Genomic DNA, 23,610 nt, shown 5'->3' on the forward strand with positions numbered 1-23,610 from the left:
AGCGCGAACAGAGGCGGGCGACATCAGGAGACGAGGGCGAGGAGCTTGGACTTTGCGGCCGTCCAGCGCTCGCCCGCCTCGCTGTCGCCGAGCGCGGTGTGCAGGCCGACGATCAGGTCATAGGCGGTGCCCTCGGGAAGGGCGAAGGAGTAGAACAGCCGCAGCAGCAAGCCTTCGGCCGCGTCGATGTAGCCGAGGTCGGCCAGGCGCCGGGCGGCGGCGAGCCGCTCGGCCAGCACCGCCTCCGACGCCTGCGGCAGCGGTTCGGCGGCCGAGGGATGCGGCTGGGTCCGCCCGGCGAGGCGGTCGTAGGCGTCGTCCGCGTAGACGTCCGCGATCAGGTGGATCCGGTCCGGCCCGAGCAGGTTGCAGACCCCGTGCGCGTAGGTCGGGGTGAGTCGCCAGATCCGCCCGCCGGTCATGTGGACCTTGGTGCCGCCGGTGACCAGGAACGCGGAGGAGTTGGTGTGCAGCGGGATGTGCAGGCGGTGGCGTTCGACCTGGTCGAGCTCGTCGTAGTCGCGGTGTTCCCAGAGGAACGCGTTCGCCTCCAGGCGGGCGAGTCGAACCCACATGTAGGACAGCCCGAGGTCGGCCAGCAGCCCGGCGGTGGCGGGCATGTGTCCCAGCAGGGCGGTAGGGCGGGCGGTGCCGTCGGTGATCCTGACGTCGCCCGCCTCGCCGGAGGCATTCATCAGCGACGTGGTCCACCAGCCGCCGGACTGAAATTCACCGTACTCGGCCTTCCAGGGCGCCGGAGCGGTCAGGGCCTCGTGCCGCATCCGCTCGATCAACTGCCCGTCCAGCCGGTCCAGCTGGGCGATCTGCCCGGACAGGGCATTGAGCGGCTGTGCTTCTTCCATGGTGTCCCTCTCGATCTCTCGCCCCGGGACAGGCCCGGGAGAGTACGGACGGGGGTGGAGGCGCGACGCGTCCGGCCGGAGGCCCTCGCTTCGCGTGGGGGAGTCGGCCGACATCGAAGGGTCCATCGGCCGGACGCGGCGCCGTCATCAGAGTGATCCGCCGGCGTTCTCGCAGGTAGTGAGAGGTGCCCGCCCGCAGTGGGCGGCGGCGCCGCCCATGGAGGGCGGCCATCCCGCCCCCGGACGGGGGGTTTGATCCCGTCCTGGGACAGGCAGGCAATCTTCGGCAGCACGGACTGCGCATCCGGCGCCGAGTTCGTGACTTTGGGGGAGGCACCCGTGAGCATCCAGGCGACCAAGCGTTCAAGAACGGTGCACGACGTCTCCTGCGGCCGGGCCCTGCGTGAACGCGCCCTCGGCCAGGCCGGCTCACCCGATCCCGTGCCGATGGCGCTCATCGCGCCGATCGCCGCGACGATCGCAGAACACTGCGGCCACCGGCTCCTCAAGTGCCGCCGCCTGGCGATGGGCTGGACCGTCGCCCAGGCCGTCAGGTCCGTCCACGATCTCGTCGAGGCCGAACAGCTGGGCAAGGTCGGGCTGAGCGAACGCTCCTGGAAGGACTGGGAATCAGGCGTCCTGCCCAGCCCTGACTACCAGGACCTGCTGTGCCGCCTGTTCACCACCAACCCCGTCGGTCTCGGGTTCGCCCACGACTACTCACTCCCCGCCGAGGCGGACGAGGGTGGTCCGCTTTGGAGCGCGGGGCAGGGCGGTGGAAGACTTCGGGAAGGAGAAGCGGCCGGCGCCGGTACGAGGCCGTGGACCTTCACGGAGGTGGAGGAGACGAAGCGTCGCGATGCGGTGAAGCTCGCCGGACTGGCCGTGGCCTCCCCGGCCGCCGCAGCACAGATCCTTCAGCAGGCAGCCGCCGAGGCCATGGAGTTCACGCGGCAGGCCGAGGCGACCTCACTCGGCTCCGGCACCCTCGACCACCTCGATCTCGCGATCACCGAGTTCAACCACGCGTACTCGCTCAAGCCTCCCAAAGCGGTCTTCGACTCCGTGCTGGACTACCGGCGCAAGGTCGACGCCCTTCTGAAGGCCAGACACACCCACGGTCAGGAACGCGAGCTGTTCGCGTTCGCCGGGTGGATGTCCGAACTGCTGGCCTGGCTCGCTCACGACCTCGGCAATGCCCGCACCGGCCTCGCGTTCGCCACTGACGCGTTCGTCCACGGCCAGCAGGCCGGACACGGACAGCAGGCCGGACACGGACAGCTGTGCGCGTGGGCGATGGACGCCGCTGCCTCCATCAACCTGTATGAACAACGGCCCGCCAAGGCCCGCGAAGCCGCCCTCAAAGGCCTGAGCGAGGCCCCTGCCGAGCACCCGCTGACCGTGCGGCTGCATGCCCAGGCCGCCCGCGCTGCCGCCGCCGACGGCGACGCCGAAGGGTTCACCGCCGCCTTCAGAGCCGCCGAGGACGCCCATCGGCGCCTCCCGCCTCGTTCAGCCCGCCGGTTCGGCATGGACGTACTGCCACTCGCGGACTACGCGCTCACCTCCTATCCGGCCACCTCCTTCATCTGGCTCGGGCAGGCCGAAGCCGCCCGTCGGCACGCGGAACACGCGCTGGCGACCTATCAGTCGGCCCCCGAGGCATCCCGCTCACCCAGCCGGGAGGCCATCGCCCGCATCGACCTGGCCCTCGCCCATGCCCAGCTCGGCGACCCCGACGACGCCGTCACCCTCGGCCACCAGGCCCTCGACTCCGCCCGCGTCGTCGACTCCGTACTGGGCCGGGCCGGCGACCTCACCTCGTTCCTGACCCGCCGCTATCCTCGCCAGGCAGCCGTCGAGGGCCTGCGCGAACGCCTGAGTGCGGCGAACGACGCCGCTCACCCGGCCCTCCCCGCAGCCCCGCCCGGAGCGTGAAGGAGATCCGTGATGACCACTCAGCAGCCGCCGTCCGGCGAGCACTCACTCAACATCCGCAGGCCCTACTTCGACCTGATCGCGGCCGGCGGCAAGACCATCGAGATCCGAGTCGGCTATGCCAAGATCCGCAAGATGGCTGCCGGGGACGGCCTGCGGTTCAACTCAGGTGACAACTCCCTGCTCACCCGCATCACCATGGTCAAGGAGTACAAGTCCTTCGAGGACATGCTGGACGCCGAGGACAACACGGCCATCGGCGAACCAGGCATGACCCGCGACCAACTGCTGACCGCCTGCCGCGACATCTACCCGCCCGAGAAGGAAGCCCTCGGCGTCTTCGCCATCCATCTCGCACCACAGCCGCAGTGACCGGACCGTACGTTCTTGCACGGGGTAGCGAAGAGCCCCGCCGACTGAAAGAAAGGAAGGGCGGGGCTCAGCGCAGAGGCGCGCGGATCACGCGTCGAGGGTACGGCCGAGCTCGCCTGCCTTCATACCCAGCACGGGCGTGCCCAGATGGAGCGTCACGACTGGAACACCCCCGCCTGCGCGGGGACCACGCCTCCCGGCCCTTCGCCTCCCTGGTGAGCCTCGGAACACCCCCGCCTGCGCGGGGACCACCCTTCCTGAGCTGCGGCGTCAGAGGGGCTTTGCCATTGCTTGACCGAAGCTCGTGCGCATACCTCCATGGTGTAAGAGGCATGCGGTGAAGTCCCCGTCACTGGGAGAACGGATCGGTGCGGGTGGAATGGTGTTCCCCGCAGTCGAGGGCTGAACCGAGCGTCTGCCGGATCACACGCCAGCCAGTCGGTCTGGTCCGGTCGGGAGAGATGCCGCGTTGTCGGCGGAGCCAAGCGGCCTGGTCAGAGCGGCAGTTTGCGTGAGCGGTGCGTTAGCGGATGGGGTGGCACGGGGTGTTCGGGCGCGTACCTCGCGTCAGTTTGATGTGCCTTGAACAGGCAGTCCTGGACAGCGATCACCACAGGGAGCCGTCTGCCACGGCCTAACAGGGTCTTTTAATCCGTTGGTTGTGGGTTCGAGTCCCACGCGACCTTACCCCTAAGAAGCTGTTGTCTTTTCGGGCGTGATCGGTGCGTTTCCGCTGGTCGGGGATAGCAGTGGTGATTCCGTGGGAGTTGTGGCCTGTCGGGTCGTCGCTTCCCGGGAGGTCATGAATGCCGTCAGTCGTCGGGCTGCTGGAACAGCACGAGCTCGCCGCTCGCCGTCGGGTCGACGGGCTGCGGGAGGAGGCCGACCGTATCCAGGTCGAACTGGCGGCGGCCGAGCAGGAGTGGCAGGAGTGGGCGATTGCTCGCAGGCGGGTCGGCACGGTGCTGGCTTCGGACGACGGCAACACCGCCGGCACGGAGGTCGCTGAGGATCTGCGGGATGCGGACGCATCGCCGGAACCCCGGGATGCGGCGAAGCCGAAGTCGCAGGTGCCGGTGTGGCGTGAGGGGCTGGCCTGGGCGGTGCTGTCGGTGGACTACCAGCGCATCCTTACCGCGCTCGCGGACCGGCAGCGGCTCCGTCAAGGGGCGCTGATCTGCCAGGAGTTGGCCGTGATGTCCGGCCTGGACGCGGTGCCGGCGAAGGTGGAGGCGCTGCGGTCGAAGGCGAAGCGCCTGGTCGCGCGGGGCCGGCTGGCCGGGCAGCAGCCGGGCCGGTTCACTCTCGCCCCGGGGCTGGCCGGGCAGGACGGCGCGTCATGAGCAGGGTCATCGGCCAGTAGACCATCGCTTCGGCGCTGGCGGTGCGGCGTTCGAAGTCGCGCACCGGACGGCGGCTTCGCATCAGGTGGGCGAAGAGGCGCCCGACGATCCACCGCTTGGGCAGCACCGTGAAGCCGCGCATGTCGTCGTTGCGTTTCACAATCGCCAGGACCAGCGCGAGCGTGGTGAGGCAGTGGGCGACGAGGCTGCCGGTGCAGCCGCCGCCGGCCCAGACCAGCTACAGCCGGTGGTGCACGTCGGCGACCTACCCGAGCAGCACGCGAGCGGCAGTTCGGTCGCCGGTGTCCGCAGCGGTGACCATCACGCCCAGCAGCAGGCCGAGCGTGTCGACCACCACGTGCCGCTTGCGGCCGTTGACGAGTTTGCCGCCGTCGAAGCCGCGGCTGTCCGTTCCGACGACGGCGTCTGCCTTGACCGACTGCGAGTCGATCACACCGGCCGTCGGCTCCGCATCCCGCCCCAGCTCCTTGCGGACCCGGCCGCGCAACCGGTCGTGGAACTCCTTGACCAGGGAGTTGTCGCGCCAGCGGCGGAAGAATGCGTAGATGCGGTCCCATGGCGGGAAGTCGGCAGGCATTGCCCGCCACTTGATCCCGTTGTCCACGAGATACCGGATTGCATCGAGCATGGCCCGGTGGCAGTACCCCTCCGGCCGGCCGCCCCGGCCACGCATCCAGCCCGGCACCGGAAGCAGCGGGCGGACCACGGCCCACTCCCCGTCCGTCATGTCCGTCCGGTGGCGAGGCTGCCGCGTCCCGTTGTCGGCGGCGTTTCCGAACCGGTGAGCCAGACAGTCACACTCCCAGGTGACCGCACTGGACTGCCCGGCCATCGGCACGCAAGACTGCTGCACCACGGCCTCCTGCTGCTCGGTGATTCGACACCAACGAGCTGTTCAGGAGGCCCTGTTCGTATGCGCCCAGCGCCCCGCGACCACCCGACTCGGGACTCCCGTTCGACGCGCATCTCTCAAAATCGGAAAAGACAACAACTTCTTAGCTAGACGTTTAACCAGTTGTCTTCAGGCTGGCATCATCGGCGCACGGTTTCCGCTGTCGGTGGCTCAGCGGAGATGCGCTCGTTCGTCAACACGGTGTGTCGGGGTGCCCAGGAACACTTCGGGTGACGCGGGACAGTAGGCGACATTGAACGTGTCGAGCCGATAGGACCAAGGCCCACCCCATGTGCCTACGAACCGGTAGTTGATCTGCCACTGCAGCCATTGCCCGGGAGCGAGTCGGACGGCTGGCGGGCGTCGGTTGCGCCGGGGCATGCTGAAGATCGTCATTTCCGGCCTGTGCACTCGCAGTAGGCCGTCCGACTCCCTGAACACCAGCCCGGGATCCGACAGATCCCGCACGTTCATGTACGGCACGAAGAAGTCCGACTCCTGCATGGAGACATCGTGCAGGGCCGATGTCAGGCCGGTGGGCAGTATGAACGTGGTGGGAGCCGCGTTGCGCATCGCGGCCCCGGCGCCGCCCCGCGACGCCCTGGTCCACGATGTGCGCACGCGCTGGACGACGACTCTCATGGATTGATCATCGGTTACTTGGCCGTGACGTGGCCATCGTGTTTGTGCTGACTGCAGCTGGGCTTGCCCTCCGCGGCTTGGTTGCGTGCCGGTGGTGGGCAGGGCGGGCGTATGCCTCGCCGGTTGCAAGAACCCTGCCGACGTCGTGACGGGGTGCCAGGTGGCGGTTCTTGGAGCCGGGCGGTCGGCCGGGGCCGGGCTGGGTCGGTTTCGGTGCACCGGCCGGGGAGCCGGCCTTCGTGCACAGGTTTCTGAACCCTCTCCGGACGCGGGCAGGGGTGAGCTTGTTCGGCTCGGCCGGCTTCTCCCAGGGGCGCCGGAGGTCGGTGGCCAGCGGGCGGGCGAGCCGGAGCTGGGCATAGGCGGCAATCACCAGCCAGGTCCACCGGTCGGCATCTTCCGAGCTGCGAAGCCGGGGCTTGGTCCACCCGAGGGTCTGCTTGAACAGGCGGAATGTGTGCTCGATGTCGAAGCGACGGAGGAAGGACTGCCGGCATCGGTCGACGTCTGCCGCGGTGGCGCCGGTGCCCGACCACCACAGCCAGACCGGCTTGTTCACCTCGCTGCTGGGCAGTTTCTCCACGACCAGGCGGATGACGGTTCCCTCGATGATGGGCAGTGGCCCTTCGTGGTCGAGCCAGGCCGCCCGGCGGGTCAGCCGCGGGTGAAGTCGGTCCCAAGCCTGCGCGCTCGCCTGCCCGTAGAGCCGGGTGTCCGTGGTCGTCACAGCCTGCTCGACGCCCCAGGTTCCGGGGGCGCCGAAGACGAACTCGCCGCCGTGCTCGGGCGGTCGGCCGCCCTTGGGGTCGTGGATCTGTGGCGGCGTCGGCCGACGCATCACGCGATCCGAACGGAGCCGGCCGAGGATCTCGACAGGCAGACCGTCCAGCAGGTGGGCGATGCGCGGGGCGTCATATCCGGCGTCCAACACCACCAGGACCTCCGGGTCGCCCTCCTGCCACTGGCCAGCGGCCACCAGCCGCTCGACGGCCTCGCGAATCTGCACCGTGGTCACCGCGGCGACGTCGGCGCCGGGCGGACCGCGTCCAGCACCGCAGTCCAGGACGTGCGGCCGGTTTCCAGTGCGGCCACCATCGAGTACGGCCAGCCGGGCACCATCTGGTGTTTGCCCTCACCACGGCCGAACGTGTGGCAAAAGGCCCGATCCGCACAGGTGTTGGCATCCGGCCGCAGCCACGGCGAGACATCCACAGCCAACACCAGCCGGCCATCGGCCGCCCTCGGCAATGGCACCCCCGCCAGCGCGCGACGCAGACGGACAACATCGATCCGCCCCCGGTTCAGCCCGCCATACAGAGCACCGTGACCACGGCGGTGTTCAGGCGCAAGAGCGAGCTCAACCAGTCTCCGCACCGGACCCTCCGTGCACAACAAAGCGTCGCACAGCTCGAACAACGCGTCGCCCCGTGCTGTCATGCACGCGTACAGCTCCGCCCGGAAGTGTGACACTTCCGCGAACGCATCCCGCAGGACGCCCTGACGCACCAAACTCACGACCACGGCCTTCGCGCTGATCCACTCTGTGACGGAGCACAGGATCAGACGAAGGCGGCCTACATGTCCGCTGAACTGCGAAAGCACTGATCAAGTTCGAGTCACGTTCGACGCCGGACGATAAATGACAAGCTTAGAGAAAGTTCCTTGCCCGTCGTCCTGCCCTCGGCTCACCTGTGCGTCCCGCTGCGGCCCAACGAATCCGGCCCTGACGATCTGGCAGCGTCGCGCCGAGCAAGCGGTCATCTGGGTGCAGGGCCGTGCGGGAATGCGAGCCGGCTGATGATCTCCTCCTCCAGCGGACCGGGTGGCGGCCATGGGAATCGGGGAATGTGGGCGCGGAGCAGGATGAGGCCGTGCAGGGCCGCCCAGAGAGCGGTCGCCGTGGCGAGAGCATCCTCTGCACGGGACGTGCCGTCGTGCATCGCATCGGCGACGTCGCGCAGAAGTATCGAGAATGCTTCGGCGGGAGCGAGCTGACTCGCGATGGGCTCGCCGACAATGGGCGCGAGCCGGCGTACCGCCTGGTCAACCTGTTCTTCTGTGGTGCTGCTGCCCCTGGGCCGCGGCCGGGAGAACAGAAGGGCGTAGAGCTCGGGCTGCTCGGCACCGAAGACGAGATAGGCGTGGCAGTCGGCCAGAAGTCGTTCACGCGCGCCTTCTGCTCCCGCCCGGGCGGTCTCAAGATGACGCACCAGGAGTGAGCGGGTTTCGGTGACCACGGCCTCCACGATCTGGTCGGGTGTGTCGAAGTGCGCGTAGATCGACGGTGGCGCGATGCCGACCTTGCGGGCGATCGCCCGCAAGGTCACCGCGCTGTCCGATCCGGTCTCGACCAGCAGCTCGCGGGCTGCGGTCACGATCTCGTCGCGGAGTTGCGCTCCCTGACCTCGGGGGTTGCGTCTCCGTGCTGCCGCTGGAGCCATGACAAAGACTTTACAGGCGTAAGTTCTCATGCTCTACTTACGGCCGTAAGGTTACAGGGATGACGCGAGAGAAGATGATCATGGACGTTTCCGTTCGTATACGCACAGTCGACGGCCGCATGAACGTCGGTGCCGGCGCCGAAGCGTCGCGGTGCACCGCATGAGCACCACGACCGTCACCCCACTTTCCATGGGCCGCAGCAACGCCTACCTCCTGCGTGGCGAGCAGGCGATCCTCGTGGACGCGGGCGGACCGGAGGACGGCGACCGCCTGCGCGACGCGCTGTCCGCGCAGGGCCTTCAGCCTCGCGACATCGCCCTGGTCCTCCTGACCCACGGCCACAATGACCACAGCGGCACGGCGGCGTCGTTCGCGGATGCCGGCGTTCCGATCGCGGTCGGCCTGGGTGACGAACAACTCCTGCGTACCGGACGCATCGGCGTACTCCCGATCAGTCATCCAGCCGGTGCGATGTTGAGGCCCCTGGTGCTCCGCGCGAGGGCCCAGCCGGTCGAAGCCGACATCCTGGTGGAGGACAAGTTCGACCTGAGTCCCTATGGCGTCGACGCGCACGCCGAGCGGTTCGGCGGCCACACCCCCGGGTCGCTCGTCGTCCGCGTCGGCGACGACACGCTCGTCGGCGACCTGGTCCGCGGTGGCGTGCTGCGCCCCCAGAGCCCGAAGCGCCATTTCTTCACCGAGGACGCCGCCGGAGTGCGCAGGGCACTCATGACCGAGCTCGACCGCCGTCCGCAGCGCCTGCTCCCCGGCCACGGCGGGCCCCTCGACGCGGACGAGACCCGACGACGCCTCGACAAGGTCGCTCCGGTGCCCAGTCGGCTCGCAGCATCCGGGTGAGGCAGGTGGTGCTACGGTCCGCGTCCCGTTGTCGGCGGTGTTTCCGAACCGGTGAGCCAGACAGTCACACTCCCAGGTGACCGCACTGGACTGCCCGGCCATCGGCACGCAAGACTGCTGCACCACGGCCTCCTGCTGCTCGGTGATTCGACACCAACGAGCTGTTCAGGAGGCCCTGTTCGTATGCGGAACGGGCCATCCGGCACGACGAATACGAGATCAGGTAGCCCACCCCACCCATGCCCCTCTCACCATCGTCCAGCGCGCATCAGGCACGGGCAGCTCTCGCGGAGCGTCTGCGGGAGCTGCGTCTGGACGCCGGGATCACGGGCAAGGAACTGGCGGCACGCTGTGGTTGGTCCGTCGCCAAGTCGTCCCGCATAGAGAACTCCCGAACGGCCCCTTCGGACGCCGATATCCGAGCCTGGTGCACGGCGTGCGGGGCGGATGCGCAGGCACCTGATCTGGTGGCCGCGAATCGGCAAGCCGACTCCGCGTACGTACAGTGGAAGCGGCTCCAGCGCAGCGGCCTCAAGCGTCTCCAGGAGTCGAGCATCCCACTGTGGGAGCGAACTCGCCTGTTCCGCACCTACTGCTCCCATGTGGTGCCAGGCATCCTTCAGACGCCCGGCTACGCCACGGCGATGCTGGGCACCATTGCGCACTTCCGGGGCACCCCTGACGACGTAACCGAAGCCGTTGACGCCCGCATGCGACGCACACATGTGATGCGCGAAGGAGACCACGTCTTCGCACTGCTCATCCAGGAGTCCGTACTCCAATACCGCCTCGGGAACACGGACGTCATGGTCGGCCAGATGGGTAACCTGCTTGCGGCGATGTCGCTGCCGTCCGTATCGCTGGGCGTCATCCCTTCCACTGCCGCCCGCGAGCAGGTCATGTGGCCGTTGGAGGCGTTCACCATCTTCGATCACGACCAGGTCCAAGTGGAGCTGCTCTCTGCATCGGTGACGGTTACCGCTCCGGGCGAAATCGAGCTCTATGTGCGGGCATTCGAGGAACTGCGGAGCATGGCCGTGCACGGGGCCGAGGCCCGGGCGCTGATCGTGAGGGCCATCGACGCCCTGTCCTGACCCCGGGCATGACGAAGAGCCCCGCCGCTCCGAACGGCGTCACCTGGTCGCTGGCCTCATCAAGCTATGAGGCGCGCCACGTCGCTGCCGTGTGACGCCCGGGCCCGTAAATCTGGGCCAGTGCCTCATCGGCTTTTTCCGGGCTGCCGGCACGCAGGAGGGCCCGGAAGCCCTCCCAGTCGGGAACGCGGCCGTCCTGTCCCCACTGATCGTTCGGGATGGTGTAGACGTGCACCCACGGCCCGTGTGCCGGCAGCGGACCAGAACCGAACACCGATCGCACGGCTTCGGCAGACTTGATCAGCATGGCACGGGTGTCTTCGGGCGTGGGGAGAAGTTTCTGAGGCGCAATCACGTCGAGTTGAACTCGGGAGTTGGGATCCGCACCGGCGACATTGGCCGGTGCGTACCAGTTCTCGGGCTCAAACTCGTAGAACTGCACCCAAGAGGTCTCCTTGTGAGTCTGGTTGTTGACCAGGTCCTCGACGTCAGCCACGGCCTGAATGAGTTTCGCGCCGAGTTCCTCCTTCTGCGCGGCACTCAGATGGCCCTTCATTGCATGCACGCGAACGAAAACCATGTGTGTGGGTCCTTCCCAGTCGCTGGTCGACGGCCAACCCTGAGCCGGAAAGGCGGCCGGTCTCAACAGGCACGCTGGCCCGTGGCCATCCATCACCTGAGCGGGCGAGGCGGTGCCGGTTCAAGCAGGCGCGTCGACCGGCCGGGCGACGTCGCATGTGCGGGCCAGAAAGGGGGCGAACTTACAGGTCCTGCCGGGCCAGGTCGAGATAGCCGTCCGCCCGTGACCGCGGGTACGACGAAGAGCCCCGCCGCTCCGAAGGGGAGGTGGCGGGGCTCAGCGCTGGGGCGCGCGGGTCACGCGTCGAAGGTACGGGTGAACTCGCCTGCCTTGACGCCCTCCACGAACGAGGCGAACGCACCGGCAGGGAGGTCCAGAACCGGACCGCTCGGGTTCTTGGAGTCACGGACGGGAACCACGCCGCGCGTGGCGACGAGGTTGGCGGCCACCTCGATGCACTGACCGCCGTTCTGGCTGTAGGAGGACGTGAACCAACGGGGGGACTCGGTCGTCACGGGATGCCCTTTCGTAACTGCTCAATCATGGCCACAGATGCCGCCTGCTCACAGTTTTCGGACCATGACGGCATACAGCGGGGAGTCGTCGGAGGGCTTTGCCTCGCCTGCCTTGCTGTAGTTCCAACGCTCGTACAAAGCCTGGACTCTGGGGTGTTCAGTGTCTACCAGGAGCGTAACCATGTGGGCCGACACCGATCTGAGTAGCGCGTCGTGGATCTGCTGCGCGCGTCCAGTGCCGCGCCATTTGGGAATCACCATGAGTTCGGACAAAGCAAACACGGGGCCCCTGAGGTCGGAGGGACGCCGGTGCCCCTTCCACCAGCCACCCGGCTTGAACATCGAGCCGTACGCATAGCCAACGGGGCCACCCTCCTCCCAGCCGGAAACGCACTGCCAGTCTTCTCGTGAGGACCAGAGGTCAACGAAGTAGGAGAAGCGCTCACGCAAGTGGAACGGGTCCGGATCGTCGGCGTATGCCTCGTCGTGGATGTCCAGTAGCAGCGAACGCACGTCCCGTGCGTCTGCGTGCGTGTAGCGCTTCAGATCCATTGGGCGGATTCCTCAGTCCACTTGGCGTCTTCGCCATCCGTCTCGCACCGCAGCCGCAGTAACCAGTAGCGAAGAGCCCCGCCGCTCCGAAGGGGAGGTGGCGGGGCTCAGCGCTGGGGCGCGCGGGTCACGCGCCGAGGGTACGGGTGAACTCGTCTGCCTTGACGCCCTCTACGAACGAGGTGAACGCGTCGGCGGGGATGTTCAGAACTGGGCCGCTCGGGTTCTTGGAGTCACGGACGGGGACCACGCCGCGCGAAGTGGCGAGGTTTGCGGCGACCTCGATGCACTGGCCGCCGTTTTCGCTGTACGAGGACGTGAACCAACGGGGGGACTCGGTCGTCACAGTGTGCCCTTTCGTAACTGCTCAATCATGGCCACGGATGCCGACTGGGAGAGTGCTTCGGCCTGTAGCTGATGGTAGGCCGTCAGTATGGGCAGTACAGACTTGCTGTCCCGTTCGAGATGGCCCCGCTGCGCAGACTCGGCGTACGACATGAGTGAGCGGTCCTGCATCGTCAGCACGGTGATAGGCAGCGTGATCGGGCGACGGTGGCCCATGGTGAACTCCGCGATCTGAAAGACGGTGTTCGGCAGCTCGGCGAACTCGACCAGTCGCGCCAACTGTGCGTCCATGACAGCGGGCTCACCGATGGGCCGACGGATGCAGCTCTCGTCCAGCACCACAAACATCATGGGTGCGCGTTGCCGCTTTAGTGCCTGCTGCCGCTCCGCCCGGACTGATAGTTGCTCGGTCGCTTGCTCGGGTGTGATCGCCCCCCGCTGTACGGCGTTGTCCGCCAACACCTGTGCGTACTCCACCGTCTGAAGCAGGCCGTGAATAACGCCCACTTCGTACAGCCGGATCTCCGCCGCCCGTGCCTCATGTCCGACGTATTCGGGGAACCCCTCCAGCAGGCTGCCGTGCCGGATCTTGCGCCACTCGCGCTCGAACGAGTCTGCCGTGCCTTCGGTGCCGAGGGCACGGTCGGCACTGCGCGCAAATCGCAGAGTCGGAGGCTTGCGACCAGTTTCCACGGCCGAAATATGGACACTGGAATATCCCATGCGCCCCGCCAGCTCGTCCTGCGTCCAACCGCGCTTCTCCCGTGAGCTGCGGAGACGTGCCCCGAAGGCCGCTTGAGGTCCGCTGTCGGGATGTAACTCCTTGCGATTCAAAGGGGTTTCACCCACCCTTCCTTCGCTGCTGAAACGTTGAAGACGTCCCAACTCTACGCCACCCTGAGTGCCCCCGGTAGTCGTTTCGCTACGGAGAGGAGTCGGCCTTGCCCTGGAAGCGCACTCCCCTCAAGTCCCGTAGCGACACAGCCGAGTTGGCCGAAAGCGAAATGGGCGGATGGAGGGCGTGTGACATGTACGGGAATCGCAGGCCGGACTCAACGGAGTGCAGCGTTGTGCTGCGGTGGAGCAGTCACCCGAGGTGCGTGGCGCTGGCGCGGCTGGAGTTGCGTAAGGCGCTGGCCGGTTGGGGGCTGTCGGAGCTGGAGGACTCGGCGGTCCTGATCGTGTCGGAGCTGCTCAGTAATGCCGGCCTGCATGCGAAGGTGACGCCGGAGCAGATCATCGAGACGCGTTATTTCCGCAGCTCGGGTGCTCTGCGGATCGAGGTTCACGACGGTTCGTCGGACCGCCCGCAGCCGCGTACGCCGGACCCGGAGGCGCCGGACGGGCGGGGGCTGCTCCTGGTCGACGCGTTGGCGGACGAATGGGGAGTGGCCGACCGGGCCGGGCCGGGGAAGATGATCTGGGCAGCGTTGTCGTTGCGGGGCGCGGCGGAGCGTAATGCGCCGGACGGCGGGCGCGGGCGTGGCTGAGCCGTCGATGAGCCCACGCATCGCCTTTCATGACGGGACGCCACGCTGCTACGCGTGCCACTGGCCCGTAAAACCGGATGAACCTCAGCGCAAGGCGTACTGGGATGCTCCGTCCGGTACCGGATCGTATGCATCCGTGCATGAAGGCTGCTTCAACGCGATGGGACGCGAGCAGCGTCGCGTATTCCTGGGAAGGAGCGGCTATGAGACCGATCCGTGAATTCCCTTGGGTGTCCTTCGTGCTCGGCGTTGCTGCCCTGAGTCTCTGGGTTGTCGCACTCGCGTCCACCGGCAGTTTGTGAACGGTCTCCTGGCTGTCCGGATGCCGACGCCTGCACCGACGGCTATGAACGCAGAGCCGAACACTTCCTCGCCTTCGTCGGCATAGCCGCAGCGCTCATCTGCTGGCGCAGACTCCGCAGACTCACCAACTGGAACGACGTCTTAGGATCACTGGGCCGACGGCCCGAGCGGTGACGATCACCGGATCAGGCCGAGCGGTACTGCGATGGCGTACGAGACAAGCTCGACCCCGGACGGGGCCGGTTGGGGAAGAGGGGGGGCCAGCATGGGCAAGGGTGGGGAGTCCATACCGGACGAGGAGTGGGAGCGCTTCCTGCGTGAGGCCGAGGCCGGGGACAAGGCCGCGCCCAAGGAGCCGTCCGCACGCGCCCGGATGGTGACACAGCGGCTCCAGGAGGAGGGCGGCCGACCGGAGCCATGGCGGAGTCACCAACCGCCCCGGCGTCGGGTGGGCAAGGGCTGGTACGTGGTCGGCCTGCTGGCCCTGGCCGCCCTGCTGGTCGTGGCGCTGGATCCCGGACGGGTCACCGGATGGTTCGGGGGCGGAGACGGAAGCGCGGACGGCGCAGGCGCGCCGCTCGCCGCGGAGTCGCGGCGTCCGGACCAAGCGCCGCCGACCGGCCCGGCAGGCCAGGGACCGACCATGGAGGAGCCGTTCAGAGGCTCGCCCGCGGCGCGGTGGGCCGACGGTACGGCCGGGATCAGCCTGCCCGAAGCACGGGCCACCGGCTGGATGGACAAGAAGCAGGTCGCCCAGGCGCTGGAACGGACCCGCGACTTTCTCGCCGCGTCCAGCCTGAACTCCGGTGTGCTGCGCGGCGACCGGCCGACGAAGGCGATCTCGCTGATCAATCCCCATCAGCAGGACGTACAGGACTACCTGTCGGACGCCTTCCGCGCCCCCGGCGAGGAGAACGACCCCCTGCTGTTGTTCAGCCGGTTCGAGGACACGAAGATCCGGCTGGTCGGCGATGTGATCAAGACACGCGGACGCCTCACCTACCGGGAAGGCGAGCGCGGCGCGGTCGAGGTGACCACCGATGTCACCTACGTCTATCCGTTCACACGTGCCGCGAAGGGGAGCGACGAAGTCGCCCGTACGGTCGTGCGCCGCGAGATCGTTGTGAGCTGGGACGACCCGGATAAGATCATCATCGAGCCGGGCACGTTCTCCCTCGTCTCCTACAAGGTGGACACCGCCAACGGCGGCTGCGACACCTTCACCGGCTACCTCACTCCCAAGTTTGACTCAGAACTCGCGGAGTCCCAGGGAGACGGCCCCGAGGTCGACCCGTACGACCGGAGCAAGTCGATGGAATCGCGTATGCGGGACGCCGACGGCGCGGGATGCGGGACCGCCACCCGATCCTGAGCTTGTTGTTCAACGTCCTTCTCGGAAAGGGCAATTGGGGCCGCGCGGTCGACGATGACCAGTGCGACAGCCGCGCGGTCCTGGCAGGCAGACTGTGTCCATGGAGCTTCCCGCACAAGCCGTCGCGGCCACCGCGCTGATCGAAGTCGTAAGGATCTCCTTCCTCCCGGCCGAGCCGGGCACCCCGTACCCCGGCGAGGTGCTCGCCCACTGGGTCGGGAAAGAGGCCGCTGACGCCTTGGCCTTGATCGAGAGCCTGCCCGGCAGCGAACAGCACCGCTGCGGCTTCTCGCCGGGCTGGAGCATCCGGGCATACGAGGAATCCCTCGACCTGCCGTTGTTCGAGGCGGCATTCTGCTTCAGGTGCCACCAGGTCCGGATGCATGGAACGGCTGTGCCACCCGCGCCGGCCACGCAGTTCTTCGACGCGGATGCCCCGTCGGCCCAGAGCCTCCTGGTCCTCTTCCGCGAGACGGCCCTGTGACCAGCGGGCTTCCGGATCGGAGACGATCGGAGGCGACGGCCGAGAGACAGCCGAGAGGTCGCATCTGTCCCTGACGCGCGCGTGATCCGTTGCGGGGCCCGGGAGTTGTGTTGGTCCGGGTCTCCCCAAAACCCGTCGGCGCACGCGATTCTTGCTGTCCCAACGCCGCGTCGAAGGGGTCGACCCATGGTGTTCCGCAGCGAGTACGAAGATGTCCCGGCCGTCGAACTGCCCATCCACGAGGCCGTGCTCGGCCGCGCCGCCGAGTTCGGTGACACCGTCGCGATCGTCGACGGGACAGGCGGGAGGGGCGGGAGGAGCGGGACGGGCGGCGCCGGGGGTACGGCCGGTGCGGCCGGCGGAGCCGGTACGACAGGGGCGGCCGTTACGAGCCTGACCTATGCCCAGCTCGATGTCTTCCACCGCCGTATCGCCGCCGCCCTCGCCGACGCCGGTGTGCGCAAAGGCGATGTGCTGGCCCTGCACAGCCCCAACACCGTCGCCTATCCGGCCGTCTTCTACGCGGCCACCCGCGCCGGCGCCTCCGTCACCACCGCGCATCCGCTCGCCACGGCCGAGGAACTCGCCACCCAGCTCCGCGACTCCGCCGCCCGCTGGATCGTCACCGTCTCGCCGCTGCTCGACGTGGCACGGCGCTCCGCCGAACTCGTCGGCGGGATAGAGGAGATCTTCGTCTGCGACCGGGCCGAGGGCCACCGCTCCGTCCTCGACATGGCGCGCTCGACCGCGCCCGAACCCGCCGTCACGATCGACCCGGGCGAGGACATCGCGGCCCTGCCGTACTCCTCGGGCACCACCGGCGTCCCCAAGGGCGTCATGCTCACGCACCGCTCGATCGCCACCAATCTCGCGCAACTCGAACCGGTCATGCCGATGCGGCGCGGCGACCGTATCCTCGCCGTCCTGCCGTTCTTCCATATCTACGGGCTCACCGCCCTGATGAACGCGCCGCTGCGCCACGGCGCGACCGTCGTCGTACTGCCGCGCTTCGACCTCGACCAGTTCCTCGGCGCCATCGAGAAACACCGCATCAACGGGCTCTACGTGGCTCCGCCCATCGTGCTCGCGCTGGCAAAGCACCCGGCCGTCGCCCAGTACGACCTCTCCTCGCTGGAGTACGTACTGAGCGCCGCCGCGCCGCTGGACGCCCGGCTCGCCGCCGCCTGTTCGGCCCGGCTGAACCTGCCGCCCGTACGGCAGGCGTACGGCATGACGGAACTGTCGCCCGGCACCCATGTCGTACCGCTCACCGCCGCGAGCCCGCCGCCCGGCGCCGTCGGCAAGCTCCTGCCCGGCACCGAGATGCGCATCGTCTCCCTGGACGATCCGGACAAGGACACCGGTCCGGGTGCCGAGGGCGAGATCCTCATCCGGGGCCCGCAGGTGATGAAGGGCTATCTCGGCCGGCCCGAGGCCACCGCCGAGATGATCGACGCCGACGGCTGGGTGCACACCGGCGATGTCGGCAGGACCGACGACGACGGCTGGCTCTTCGTCGTGGACCGGGTGAAGGAGCTCATCAAGTACAAGGGCTTCCAGGTCGCCCCGGCCGATCTCGAAGCCCTGCTGCTCACGCACGAGGCGATCGCGGACGCGGCCGTCATAGGTGTCCACGACACGGACGGCAACGAGGTGCCGAAGGCATACATTGTTCGCCAGCCCGGTGCCGAAGCGCTCACCGAGGGCGATGTGATGACGTATGTCGCCGAGCGTGTCGCTCCGTACAAGAAGGTCCGCCGGGTGGAGTTCATCGGAAACGTCCCACGGGCCGCCTCCGGCAAGATCCTCAGGCGTGAACTGAGGGACCGCGAAGACCGCGAAGACCGCGAACACCATGAACACGAAGACCGCGAAGACCATGCGGTACGGGAGCGCGAGGCGCGTCCCCGTGAAAGGGAGAACACGTGACGGACCGGGAGAACACGTGACGGATCACGCGAGGCTGGTCGCGACCGCGCACGAGCGGGGCATCACCACCTTGACCCTGGACTCACCGGCGAACCGCAACGCCCTGTCGGCGCGGCTCGTCCGCGCGCTCGGGGACGCCCTCACCGGCTGCGCCGACGATCCTTCGGTACGGGCCGTGCTGCTCACGCACACCGGCACCACCTTCAGCTCGGGCGCCGACCTCAAGGAACCGGCCAACCCGTACACCTTCATCGCCCTGATGCGGCAGATCATCGAACTGCCCAAACCGGTCGTGGCACGCGTCAGCGGCCATGTACGGGCCGGCGGGCTCGGTCTCCTCGGCGCCTGCGACATCGCGATCGCCGACCGTACGTCCGACTTCGCGTTCACGGAGGTACGGATCGGAGTCGCGCCCGCCGTGATCTCGCTGCCGCTCCTGCCACGGATCGAACCGCGCGCGGCGGCCCGCTACTACCTCACCGGCGAGCGCTTCGACGCGCGGCGCGCGGCCGAGGCCGGGCTGATCACCGAGGCCGCCGAGGATGTGGACGCCGCGCTCGCGCCCGTACTCGACGGACTGCGCAGGGCCTCGCCGCAAGGGCTCGCGGAGTCCAAGAAACTGCTCACCGTCGGTGTGCTGGACGCCTTCGACCGGTACGCCGAGGATCTCGTCCAGCGCTCGGCCTCGCTCTTCGTGACGGCGGAGGCGCGCGAGGGCATCACGGCGTTCATGGAACGGCGGGACGCCGCGTGGGTGCGGTAGCCGCGCCCAAGCAGGACCGCGGCCGAGCCACCAGACGGCGGCTGCTGGAGGCCGCCGTGGCCTGTCTGGCCGAGTACGGCTGGGCGGGCTCCACGGTCTCCGTCGTCGCCGAGCGGGCCGGAGTCTCGCGCGGCGCGGCGCAGCACCACTTCCCGACCAGGGAGGATCTGTTCACCGCGGCGGTCGAGTATGTGGCGGAGGAACGGTCCTCCGCGCTGCGCGCACTGGTTCCGGCAGGGCCCGGACACCGGCGCGAGGCGGTGGCGGGGATCGTCGCGCTGTATACGGGACCGCTCTTCCGCGCCGCCCTGCACCTGTGGGTCGCGGCCTCCGACGAGGAACAGCTACGGCCCCGGGTCACCGAGCTGGAGGCCCGGATCGGCCGCGAGGCCCACCGGACGGCGGTGGAACTGCTGGACGCGGACGAATCCGTACCGGGCGTACGGGAGACCGTCCAAGGGCTGCTGGACATGGCACGCGGACTGGGCCTGGCGACGCTGCTGACGGACGACAGCCGACGGCGGGAGCGGGTGGTGGCGCAGTGGTCGAGGATTCTGGACGAGGTGCTGAGCAGGCGGTCGTGAGACCGGCACGCTGTGAGACCGACGGCCGTGAGACCGACGGCGCCGCGCGTCCCGGACCTTCCGGGGCCGCGCGGCGCGTCATGCGTCATGCGTCACGAGGGAGCCGGTCGCCAGGACCGGTCGCCAGGACCTACTCGCCCAGTCCCTCGAAACCTTCGATCTCGCGCGGGTCCCGGCTCCCGGGACCGACGTACCGGGCCGACGGACGCACCAGACGGCCCGTGCGCTTCTGCTCCAGGATGTGCGCCGACCAGCCGGCCGTACGGGCACAGGTGAACATCGACGTGAACATATGCGCCGGGACCTCCGCGAAGTCCAGCACGATCGCGGCCCAGAACTCCACGTTCGTCGCCAGCACCCGATCGGGCCTGCGCGCGTGCAGTTCCTCCAGCGCGGCCTTCTCCAGCGCCTCGGCCACCTCGAACCGCGGCGCCGCCAGCTCACGCGCCGTACGCCGCAGCACCCGCGCTCTCGGGTCCTCGGCCCGGTAGACCCGGTGGCCGAAGCCCATCAGCCGCTCGCCTTGGTCCAGCGCGCGCTTCACATACGCGGTGGCGTCGCCCGTACGCTCGATCTCCTCGATCATCCCGAGGACACGGGAGGGCGCGCCGCCGTGCAGCGGGCCCGACATCGCGCCGACCGCGCCGGACAGCGCCGCCGCCACATCCGCGCCGGTGGACGCGATGACGCGGGCCGTGAACGTCGACGCGTTCATGCCGTGCTCGGCGGCCGAGGTCCAGTACGCGTCGACGGCCTTCACATGCCGCGGATCCGGCTCTCCGCGCCAGCGGATCATAAAGCGCTCGACGACCGTCGTCGCCTTGTCGATCTCCCGCTGCGGCACCATCGCCAGCCCTTGGCCACGGGCCGACTGGGCGACGTACGAGAGTGCCATCACGGCGGCCCGCGCCAGATCGTCACGGGCCGTGCGCTCATCGATGTCGAGCAGCGGTTTCAGGCCCCACACGGGCGCGAGCATCGCCAGCGCGGACTGCACGTCCACCCGGATGTCACCGGAGTGGACCGGGATCGGGAAGGGCTCGGCGGGCGGCAGCCCGGGATCGAACGCGCCGTCGACCAGCAGGCCCCACACATTGCCGAAGGAGACCTGCCCGACCAGGTCCTCGATGTCGACGCCGCGGTAGCGGAGCGAGCCGCCTTCCTTGTCCGGTTCTGCGATCTCCGTCTCGAACGCGACGACTCCTTCGAGACCGGGTACGAAGGAGGGATCGATGTCGGACATCAGGCGGCTCCTCATGATGTGTGCGACGGATGGTCACCCCGGGTGGATGCCTCCGTACGGCAGCGGTCCGAGAGGCAGGAACGATAGCCTCTGGTGTACGAAGGCCACAGAGGCCCACCCCAAGATTTTGGCGAGTTCCGCTGATGCGGGGAAGCGTGATAACCGGCACACTGCCAGACTTCGTCCGCCGAGGATTGGCGGCACTCAGTGCCGGGCAGACTCGCCCCTACGGCAGGATGGCCCCGTGCCCCACGACAACCCCGTGCCTCACGAGAACTCCGTGCCTCAGGAGAATCCAGATCCCGCCGCCATGCGCGAGCAGTACCGCAGCACACCGCTGCTGGAGGCGGACCTCGCGCCCGCGCCCATGGAACAGTTCGCCCGCTGGTTCCAGGCGGCCGTGGCCTGCGATCTGTACGAGCCGAACGCGATGGTGGTCTCGACGGCGACGCCCGACGGCCGTCCCTCCTCCCGCACGGTGCTGATGAAGGCCTACGACGAGCGCGGCTTCGTCTTCTTCACCAACTACACCTCGCGCAAGGGCCGTGAGATCGAGGCGAACCCGTATGTCTCGCTGCTCTTCCCGTGGCACCCGCTGGCCCGCCAGATCATCGTGACCGGCACGGCGGCGCGCGTCGGCCGCGACGAGACGGCCGCGTACTTCCGCACCCGCCCGCACGGCTCCCAGCTCGGCGCCTGGGCCAGCGACCAGTCGGCCCCGGTCGACTCCCGCGAAACCTTGCTCCACCGCTACGAAAGCCTCTCGACCCGCTATCCCGAGGGCGAACAGGTCCCGGTCCCGCCACGCTGGGGCGGCTTCCGCGTCACTCCGGAGACGGTCGAGTTCTGGCAGGGCCACGAGAACAGGCTCCACGACCGCCTGAGATACGTCCGCGAGCAGCCCACGGAGGGCACGGCGGAGGCCTGGCGGACAGAGCGGCTGTGCCCGTAGCCGTCGGCCTTCCGCACCGGCCGCACACGCAGACGACCCGCGGACCATGGTCCCTCCGGAGAGGGAGCCGGCCGGACATACCGGCGGTCCGCGGGTCGGGTGACTGCTTGGGATTTCGGCCTTCGACCCGGCCGAGTACTGCGGAGAGTACGACGGCGAGCGTTAGCCCGCAGCCACCTCACTTGTCCGGACTGAATACATCTTCCGGATCACCTCCTTTCGGTGTGGGCCACACGTTAGGCGTCCCCGCGGAGCGACTCAAGGGATTTTCGGAGATATTGACGCGCCCGGTTCGCGGCCTTGGTCCGCCGCCCGGGTCGCGCCCGGCCCGTGCCCGGTCCGCGCGCCTGGTGTGCCCGGTGGTGCGGCAATGGCGTGCGGGGCGGAGAATTGTTCAAAGCAACGATTTCGGGGAACCTTGTGTGTGCTGGGTCACGTTGAAGTTCAATGGCCGGACGTGCGTCAGCACAGGCGGAGACGCCCTGCAGGGGGTGCCAGGATGAGTGCTTCTCGGAGTGAGACCACCGACGCGCGAGGTCCGGACGAGCCGGAGCCCGGTGCCGGGGCGCGGGGCCCGGGGGTGGCCGGGGCTGAGGGTGAGCGGGACGGGGCCGGGTCGGATCTGCTCGCGGCTCTGCTCGACGGGATGGACGCCGCCCTCTGCGCGTTCGACGCGCAAGGTGTGATCACGCACTGGAACCGCGAGGCCGAGCGCATACTCGGCTGGTCCGCCGAGGAGGCCGTCGGGCGGCGGGGCTTCGCCGGATGGGCGGTGCGGACCGCCGACGCCGACGAGGTGCAGGCACGGCTGATGGCCGTGATGGAGACGCCGGGTCGGCAGGTTGACGAGTTCGCGCTGCTGCGCAAGGACGGCGGCCGGGTCCTGATCCGTACGCAGTCGGCAGGGATGCGCGGTCCCGACGGCAAGCCCGCAGGCGTGTACAGCGCGTTCAGCGAGGTCCATGAGCAGATCGATCTGGAGCGGTCCATCGCGCTGAGCGAGGCGCTCTTCGACGACGCGTCCTGGGGAGTCGTCCTGGTCGATGTCGATCTGCGGCCGACCGTCGTCAACAGCTACGCGGCCCGCGCGCTCGGTTCCGGGCGTACGGCCGTGCTGGGACGCCCGCTGGGCGAGCTGGTCGTCCAGGGCGTCGAGGAGCTGGAGGCCGCGCTCCACCATGTGCTCGCCGAAGGCGCGCCGAAGTCGCCCGCCGAGCTGTGGGTCACGGTCCGTACGCCCGAGGGCGACCGGCGGCGCTGCTGGCGCAGCGGCTTTCTGCGGCTGGCGTCGCCGCTGGCGGAGGAGCCGGTGCCGCTGGGCGTGGGCTGGATGTTCCAGGACGCGACGGAGGCGAAGCTGGCCTCGCAGGAGGCGGACCGGCTGCGGTTCCGCGCCAGTCAGCTCCACCGGGCCGGGCGCGCCGCCGTCGAGTGCGAGGATCCGATGGAGGCGGCGACGGTCTATCTGGACTTCGCGCTCGCGGGCTTCGCCGATCACGCGCTGATCGATCTGGTGGCGGGCGAGCCGAGGGCGGGCTCGTTCTCCTCGGCCCCGGAGGCTCCCGTACGGCTGGTACGGGCGGTGGCGACACCGGCCGGCGGCGGGTCCGGGCCCAGTACGCAGGTGACCACCGGCGGTATACCGGTGCGGTACGCGGGCGGGCATCCGGCGCTCCAGGCGATGGACCGTACGGGCTCGGTGCGCGCGAGCGCGCCCTCGGGCTCGCCGCCCTCACCGACATGGGCGACCTCGCGCCAGTGGCCGCCGGATTCGGTGCACGCGCTGTGTACGGTGCTGCGCAGCCGGGGCCGGTCGCTGGGCGTGGTGACGTTTCTGCGAGGTGCGAGCAGGTCCGCGTTCGAGCGTCCCGACGCGGTGTACGCGGAGGATGTGACGATTCGGATGGCGGCCTCGCTGGATCTCTCCAGGGCGCTGTCCGACTGAGCTGGCCGTCCATGGATAGCGGGCGGATGGCGCCGGGCGGCTGAGTGGGACCGCCGCCCGGCGCCGACGTACAACCGGCGTACAGCAG

The 23,610-nt window shown here is 68.8% G+C and carries 24 protein-coding genes and 1 pseudogene; 13 read left to right on the forward strand and 12 right to left on the reverse strand.

Annotated features, from left to right (window positions below):
• Nucleotides 1-23: 23 nt before the first annotated feature.
• Nucleotides 24-863, reverse strand: a complete 840-nt coding sequence (locus ACFV6H_RS03755) for an aspartyl/asparaginyl beta-hydroxylase domain-containing protein (RefSeq protein ID WP_384982452.1) — start codon at nt 861-863, stop codon at nt 24-26.
• A gap of 339 nt (nt 864-1,202) precedes the next feature.
• On the opposite strand from ACFV6H_RS03755, the gene ACFV6H_RS03760 reads away from it, so the two are divergent.
• The 3 genes from ACFV6H_RS03760 to ACFV6H_RS03770 all read left to right on the forward strand — a co-directional run bounded on the left by ACFV6H_RS03760 (nt 1,203) and on the right by ACFV6H_RS03770 (nt 4,516).
• Nucleotides 1,203-2,801 carry a tetratricopeptide repeat protein gene (locus tag ACFV6H_RS03760; protein WP_385538244.1) on the forward strand — a complete coding sequence of 533 codons (1,599 nt, stop codon included), beginning with the start codon at nt 1,203-1,205 and terminating at the stop codon, nt 2,799-2,801.
• A 12-nt stretch (nt 2,802-2,813) separates the two neighbouring features.
• Nucleotides 2,814-3,173 carry an ASCH domain-containing protein gene (locus tag ACFV6H_RS03765; RefSeq protein WP_384982446.1) on the forward strand — a complete coding sequence of 120 codons (360 nt, stop codon included), beginning with the start codon at nt 2,814-2,816 and terminating at the stop codon, nt 3,171-3,173.
• A gap of 806 nt (nt 3,174-3,979) precedes the next feature.
• Nucleotides 3,980-4,516: a hypothetical protein gene (locus ACFV6H_RS03770; RefSeq protein ID WP_385538248.1), complete on the forward strand. Its 537-nt coding sequence runs from the start codon at nt 3,980-3,982 to the stop codon at nt 4,514-4,516.
• Here ACFV6H_RS03770 and ACFV6H_RS03775 read toward each other — a convergent pair.
• The 5 genes and pseudogenes from ACFV6H_RS03775 to ACFV6H_RS03795 all read right to left on the reverse strand — a co-directional run bounded on the left by ACFV6H_RS03775 (nt 4,473) and on the right by ACFV6H_RS03795 (nt 8,512).
• Nucleotides 4,473-4,676 carry a hypothetical protein gene (locus ACFV6H_RS03775; protein WP_385538251.1) on the reverse strand — a complete coding sequence of 68 codons (204 nt, stop codon included), beginning with the start codon at nt 4,674-4,676 and terminating at the stop codon, nt 4,473-4,475. The genes ACFV6H_RS03770 and ACFV6H_RS03775 overlap by 44 nt on opposite strands.
• A gap of 105 nt (nt 4,677-4,781) precedes the next feature.
• Nucleotides 4,782-5,393, reverse strand: a complete 612-nt coding sequence (locus ACFV6H_RS03780; RefSeq protein WP_385538254.1) for an IS5 family transposase — start codon at nt 5,391-5,393, stop codon at nt 4,782-4,784.
• 207 nt (nt 5,394-5,600) lie between these two features.
• Complete coding sequence (locus ACFV6H_RS03785) at nt 5,601-6,071, reverse strand: hypothetical protein (RefSeq protein ID WP_385538259.1); 471 nt, start codon at nt 6,069-6,071, stop codon at nt 5,601-5,603.
• Nucleotides 6,072-6,078: 7 nt separating this feature from the next.
• A pseudogene (locus ACFV6H_RS03790) lies at nt 6,079-7,586 on the reverse strand (NF041680 family putative transposase).
• A 242-nt stretch (nt 7,587-7,828) separates the two neighbouring features.
• The gene (locus tag ACFV6H_RS03795) at nt 7,829-8,512 is read right to left on the reverse strand and encodes a TetR/AcrR family transcriptional regulator (RefSeq protein WP_385538262.1); all 684 of its coding nucleotides are present in this window, start codon (nt 8,510-8,512) and stop codon (nt 7,829-7,831) included.
• Nucleotides 8,513-8,672: 160 nt separating this feature from the next.
• Between ACFV6H_RS03795 and ACFV6H_RS03800 the strand changes: the two genes are divergently transcribed.
• Both ACFV6H_RS03800 and ACFV6H_RS03805 read left to right on the forward strand, forming a co-directional pair.
• Entirely contained in the window at nt 8,673-9,371 is a 699-nt protein-coding gene (locus tag ACFV6H_RS03800) for an MBL fold metallo-hydrolase (protein ID WP_384976902.1), read from the forward strand.
• Nucleotides 9,372-9,610: 239 nt separating this feature from the next.
• Nucleotides 9,611-10,465 carry a helix-turn-helix domain-containing protein gene (locus tag ACFV6H_RS03805; RefSeq protein WP_385538265.1) on the forward strand — a complete coding sequence of 285 codons (855 nt, stop codon included), beginning with the start codon at nt 9,611-9,613 and terminating at the stop codon, nt 10,463-10,465.
• Nucleotides 10,466-10,529: 64 nt separating this feature from the next.
• Here ACFV6H_RS03805 and ACFV6H_RS03810 read toward each other — a convergent pair whose 3' ends face one another.
• The 5 genes from ACFV6H_RS03810 to ACFV6H_RS03830 all read right to left on the reverse strand — a co-directional run bounded on the left by ACFV6H_RS03810 (nt 10,530) and on the right by ACFV6H_RS03830 (nt 13,291).
• Nucleotides 10,530-11,045, reverse strand: a complete 516-nt coding sequence (locus ACFV6H_RS03810; RefSeq protein WP_384976913.1) for a 4-oxalocrotonate tautomerase family protein — start codon at nt 11,043-11,045, stop codon at nt 10,530-10,532.
• A gap of 296 nt (nt 11,046-11,341) precedes the next feature.
• Nucleotides 11,342-11,560, reverse strand: a complete 219-nt coding sequence (locus tag ACFV6H_RS03815; protein WP_385538270.1) for a DUF397 domain-containing protein — start codon at nt 11,558-11,560, stop codon at nt 11,342-11,344.
• Nucleotides 11,561-11,608: 48 nt separating this feature from the next.
• Nucleotides 11,609-12,112: a GNAT family N-acetyltransferase gene (locus ACFV6H_RS03820; RefSeq protein ID WP_385538273.1), complete on the reverse strand. Its 504-nt coding sequence runs from the start codon at nt 12,110-12,112 to the stop codon at nt 11,609-11,611.
• 127 nt (nt 12,113-12,239) lie between these two features.
• Nucleotides 12,240-12,458, reverse strand: coding sequence for a DUF397 domain-containing protein (locus ACFV6H_RS03825; RefSeq protein ID WP_385538276.1), 219 nt, complete (start codon nt 12,456-12,458; stop codon nt 12,240-12,242).
• On the reverse strand, nt 12,455-13,291 hold the full coding sequence (locus ACFV6H_RS03830) for a Scr1 family TA system antitoxin-like transcriptional regulator (protein ID WP_385538940.1): 837 nt from the start codon (nt 13,289-13,291) through the stop codon (nt 12,455-12,457). The genes ACFV6H_RS03825 and ACFV6H_RS03830 overlap by 4 nt, the downstream gene beginning before the upstream one ends.
• A 194-nt stretch (nt 13,292-13,485) precedes the next feature.
• Between ACFV6H_RS03830 and ACFV6H_RS03835 the strand changes: the two genes are divergently transcribed.
• From ACFV6H_RS03835 to ACFV6H_RS03860, 6 genes are all read left to right on the forward strand, one after another.
• On the forward strand, nt 13,486-13,947 hold the full coding sequence (locus ACFV6H_RS03835) for an ATP-binding protein (RefSeq protein WP_385538279.1): 462 nt from the start codon (nt 13,486-13,488) through the stop codon (nt 13,945-13,947).
• Between the two features lie 568 nt (nt 13,948-14,515).
• Nucleotides 14,516-15,622, forward strand: coding sequence for a hypothetical protein (locus ACFV6H_RS03840; RefSeq protein WP_385538281.1), 1,107 nt, complete (start codon nt 14,516-14,518; stop codon nt 15,620-15,622).
• A gap of 100 nt (nt 15,623-15,722) precedes the next feature.
• The gene (locus tag ACFV6H_RS03845) at nt 15,723-16,106 is read left to right on the forward strand and encodes a hypothetical protein (RefSeq protein WP_385538284.1); all 384 of its coding nucleotides are present in this window, start codon (nt 15,723-15,725) and stop codon (nt 16,104-16,106) included.
• A 186-nt stretch (nt 16,107-16,292) separates the two neighbouring features.
• Nucleotides 16,293-18,035 (forward strand): AMP-binding protein, encoded by a 1,743-nt coding sequence (locus ACFV6H_RS03850; RefSeq protein ID WP_385538287.1) that lies wholly within the window; start codon nt 16,293-16,295, stop codon nt 18,033-18,035.
• A gap of 16 nt (nt 18,036-18,051) precedes the next feature.
• Nucleotides 18,052-18,798, forward strand: coding sequence for an enoyl-CoA hydratase family protein (locus tag ACFV6H_RS03855; protein WP_384976928.1), 747 nt, complete (start codon nt 18,052-18,054; stop codon nt 18,796-18,798).
• Nucleotides 18,786-19,382, forward strand: a complete 597-nt coding sequence (locus tag ACFV6H_RS03860; protein ID WP_385538291.1) for a TetR/AcrR family transcriptional regulator — start codon at nt 18,786-18,788, stop codon at nt 19,380-19,382. Before ACFV6H_RS03855 ends, ACFV6H_RS03860 begins: the two co-directional genes overlap by 13 nt.
• A 130-nt stretch (nt 19,383-19,512) precedes the next feature.
• On the opposite strand, the gene ACFV6H_RS03865 is transcribed toward ACFV6H_RS03860, so the two are convergent.
• Nucleotides 19,513-20,625, reverse strand: a complete 1,113-nt coding sequence (locus ACFV6H_RS03865; RefSeq protein ID WP_384976932.1) for a citrate synthase 2 — start codon at nt 20,623-20,625, stop codon at nt 19,513-19,515.
• A gap of 310 nt (nt 20,626-20,935) precedes the next feature.
• Here ACFV6H_RS03865 and pdxH point away from each other — a divergent pair, with 310 nt between their 5' ends.
• Together pdxH and ACFV6H_RS03875 are read left to right on the forward strand one after the other, a co-directional pair.
• Nucleotides 20,936-21,577 (forward strand): pyridoxamine 5'-phosphate oxidase, encoded by a 642-nt coding sequence (gene pdxH, locus ACFV6H_RS03870; RefSeq protein ID WP_385538942.1) that lies wholly within the window; start codon nt 20,936-20,938, stop codon nt 21,575-21,577.
• Between the two features lie 499 nt (nt 21,578-22,076).
• Complete coding sequence (locus ACFV6H_RS03875; RefSeq protein ID WP_385538295.1) at nt 22,077-23,522, forward strand: PAS domain-containing protein; 1,446 nt, start codon at nt 22,077-22,079, stop codon at nt 23,520-23,522.
• The last annotated feature ends 88 nt before the right edge of the window (nt 23,523-23,610 follow it).

Origin of the sequence: Streptomyces sp. NPDC059743 (genome assembly GCF_042732975.1) — a bacterium.
Taxonomy (GTDB): domain Bacteria; phylum Actinomycetota; class Actinomycetes; order Streptomycetales; family Streptomycetaceae; genus Streptomyces.

Excerpts from the sequence above, each read along its gene's own strand:
- ACFV6H_RS03755 (WP_384982452.1), bottom strand. The coding sequence starts at position 863 with ATGGAAGAAGCACAGCCGCTCAATGCCCTGTCCGGGCAGATCGCCCAG.
- ACFV6H_RS03765 (WP_384982446.1), top strand. The coding sequence starts at position 2,814 with ATGACCACTCAGCAGCCGCCGTCCGGCGAGCACTCACTCAACATCCGC.
- ACFV6H_RS03770 (WP_385538248.1), top strand. The coding sequence starts at position 3,980 with ATGCCGTCAGTCGTCGGGCTGCTGGAACAGCACGAGCTCGCCGCTCGC.
- ACFV6H_RS03785 (WP_385538259.1), bottom strand. The coding sequence starts at position 6,071 with ATGAGAGTCGTCGTCCAGCGCGTGCGCACATCGTGGACCAGGGCGTCG.
- ACFV6H_RS03795 (WP_385538262.1), bottom strand. The coding sequence starts at position 8,512 with ATGGCTCCAGCGGCAGCACGGAGACGCAACCCCCGAGGTCAGGGAGCG.
- ACFV6H_RS03800 (WP_384976902.1), top strand. The coding sequence starts at position 8,673 with ATGAGCACCACGACCGTCACCCCACTTTCCATGGGCCGCAGCAACGCC.
- ACFV6H_RS03805 (WP_385538265.1), top strand. The coding sequence starts at position 9,611 with ATGCCCCTCTCACCATCGTCCAGCGCGCATCAGGCACGGGCAGCTCTC.
- ACFV6H_RS03810 (WP_384976913.1), bottom strand. The coding sequence starts at position 11,045 with ATGGTTTTCGTTCGCGTGCATGCAATGAAGGGCCATCTGAGTGCCGCG.
- ACFV6H_RS03820 (WP_385538273.1), bottom strand. The coding sequence starts at position 12,112 with ATGGATCTGAAGCGCTACACGCACGCAGACGCACGGGACGTGCGTTCG.
- ACFV6H_RS03835 (WP_385538279.1), top strand. The coding sequence starts at position 13,486 with ATGTACGGGAATCGCAGGCCGGACTCAACGGAGTGCAGCGTTGTGCTG.
- ACFV6H_RS03840 (WP_385538281.1), top strand. The coding sequence starts at position 14,516 with ATGGGCAAGGGTGGGGAGTCCATACCGGACGAGGAGTGGGAGCGCTTC.
- ACFV6H_RS03845 (WP_385538284.1), top strand. The coding sequence starts at position 15,723 with ATGGAGCTTCCCGCACAAGCCGTCGCGGCCACCGCGCTGATCGAAGTC.
- ACFV6H_RS03850 (WP_385538287.1), top strand. The coding sequence starts at position 16,293 with ATGGTGTTCCGCAGCGAGTACGAAGATGTCCCGGCCGTCGAACTGCCC.
- ACFV6H_RS03865 (WP_384976932.1), bottom strand. The coding sequence starts at position 20,625 with ATGTCCGACATCGATCCCTCCTTCGTACCCGGTCTCGAAGGAGTCGTC.
- pdxH (WP_385538942.1), top strand. The coding sequence starts at position 20,936 with ATGCGCGAGCAGTACCGCAGCACACCGCTGCTGGAGGCGGACCTCGCG.
- ACFV6H_RS03875 (WP_385538295.1), top strand. The coding sequence starts at position 22,077 with ATGAGTGCTTCTCGGAGTGAGACCACCGACGCGCGAGGTCCGGACGAG.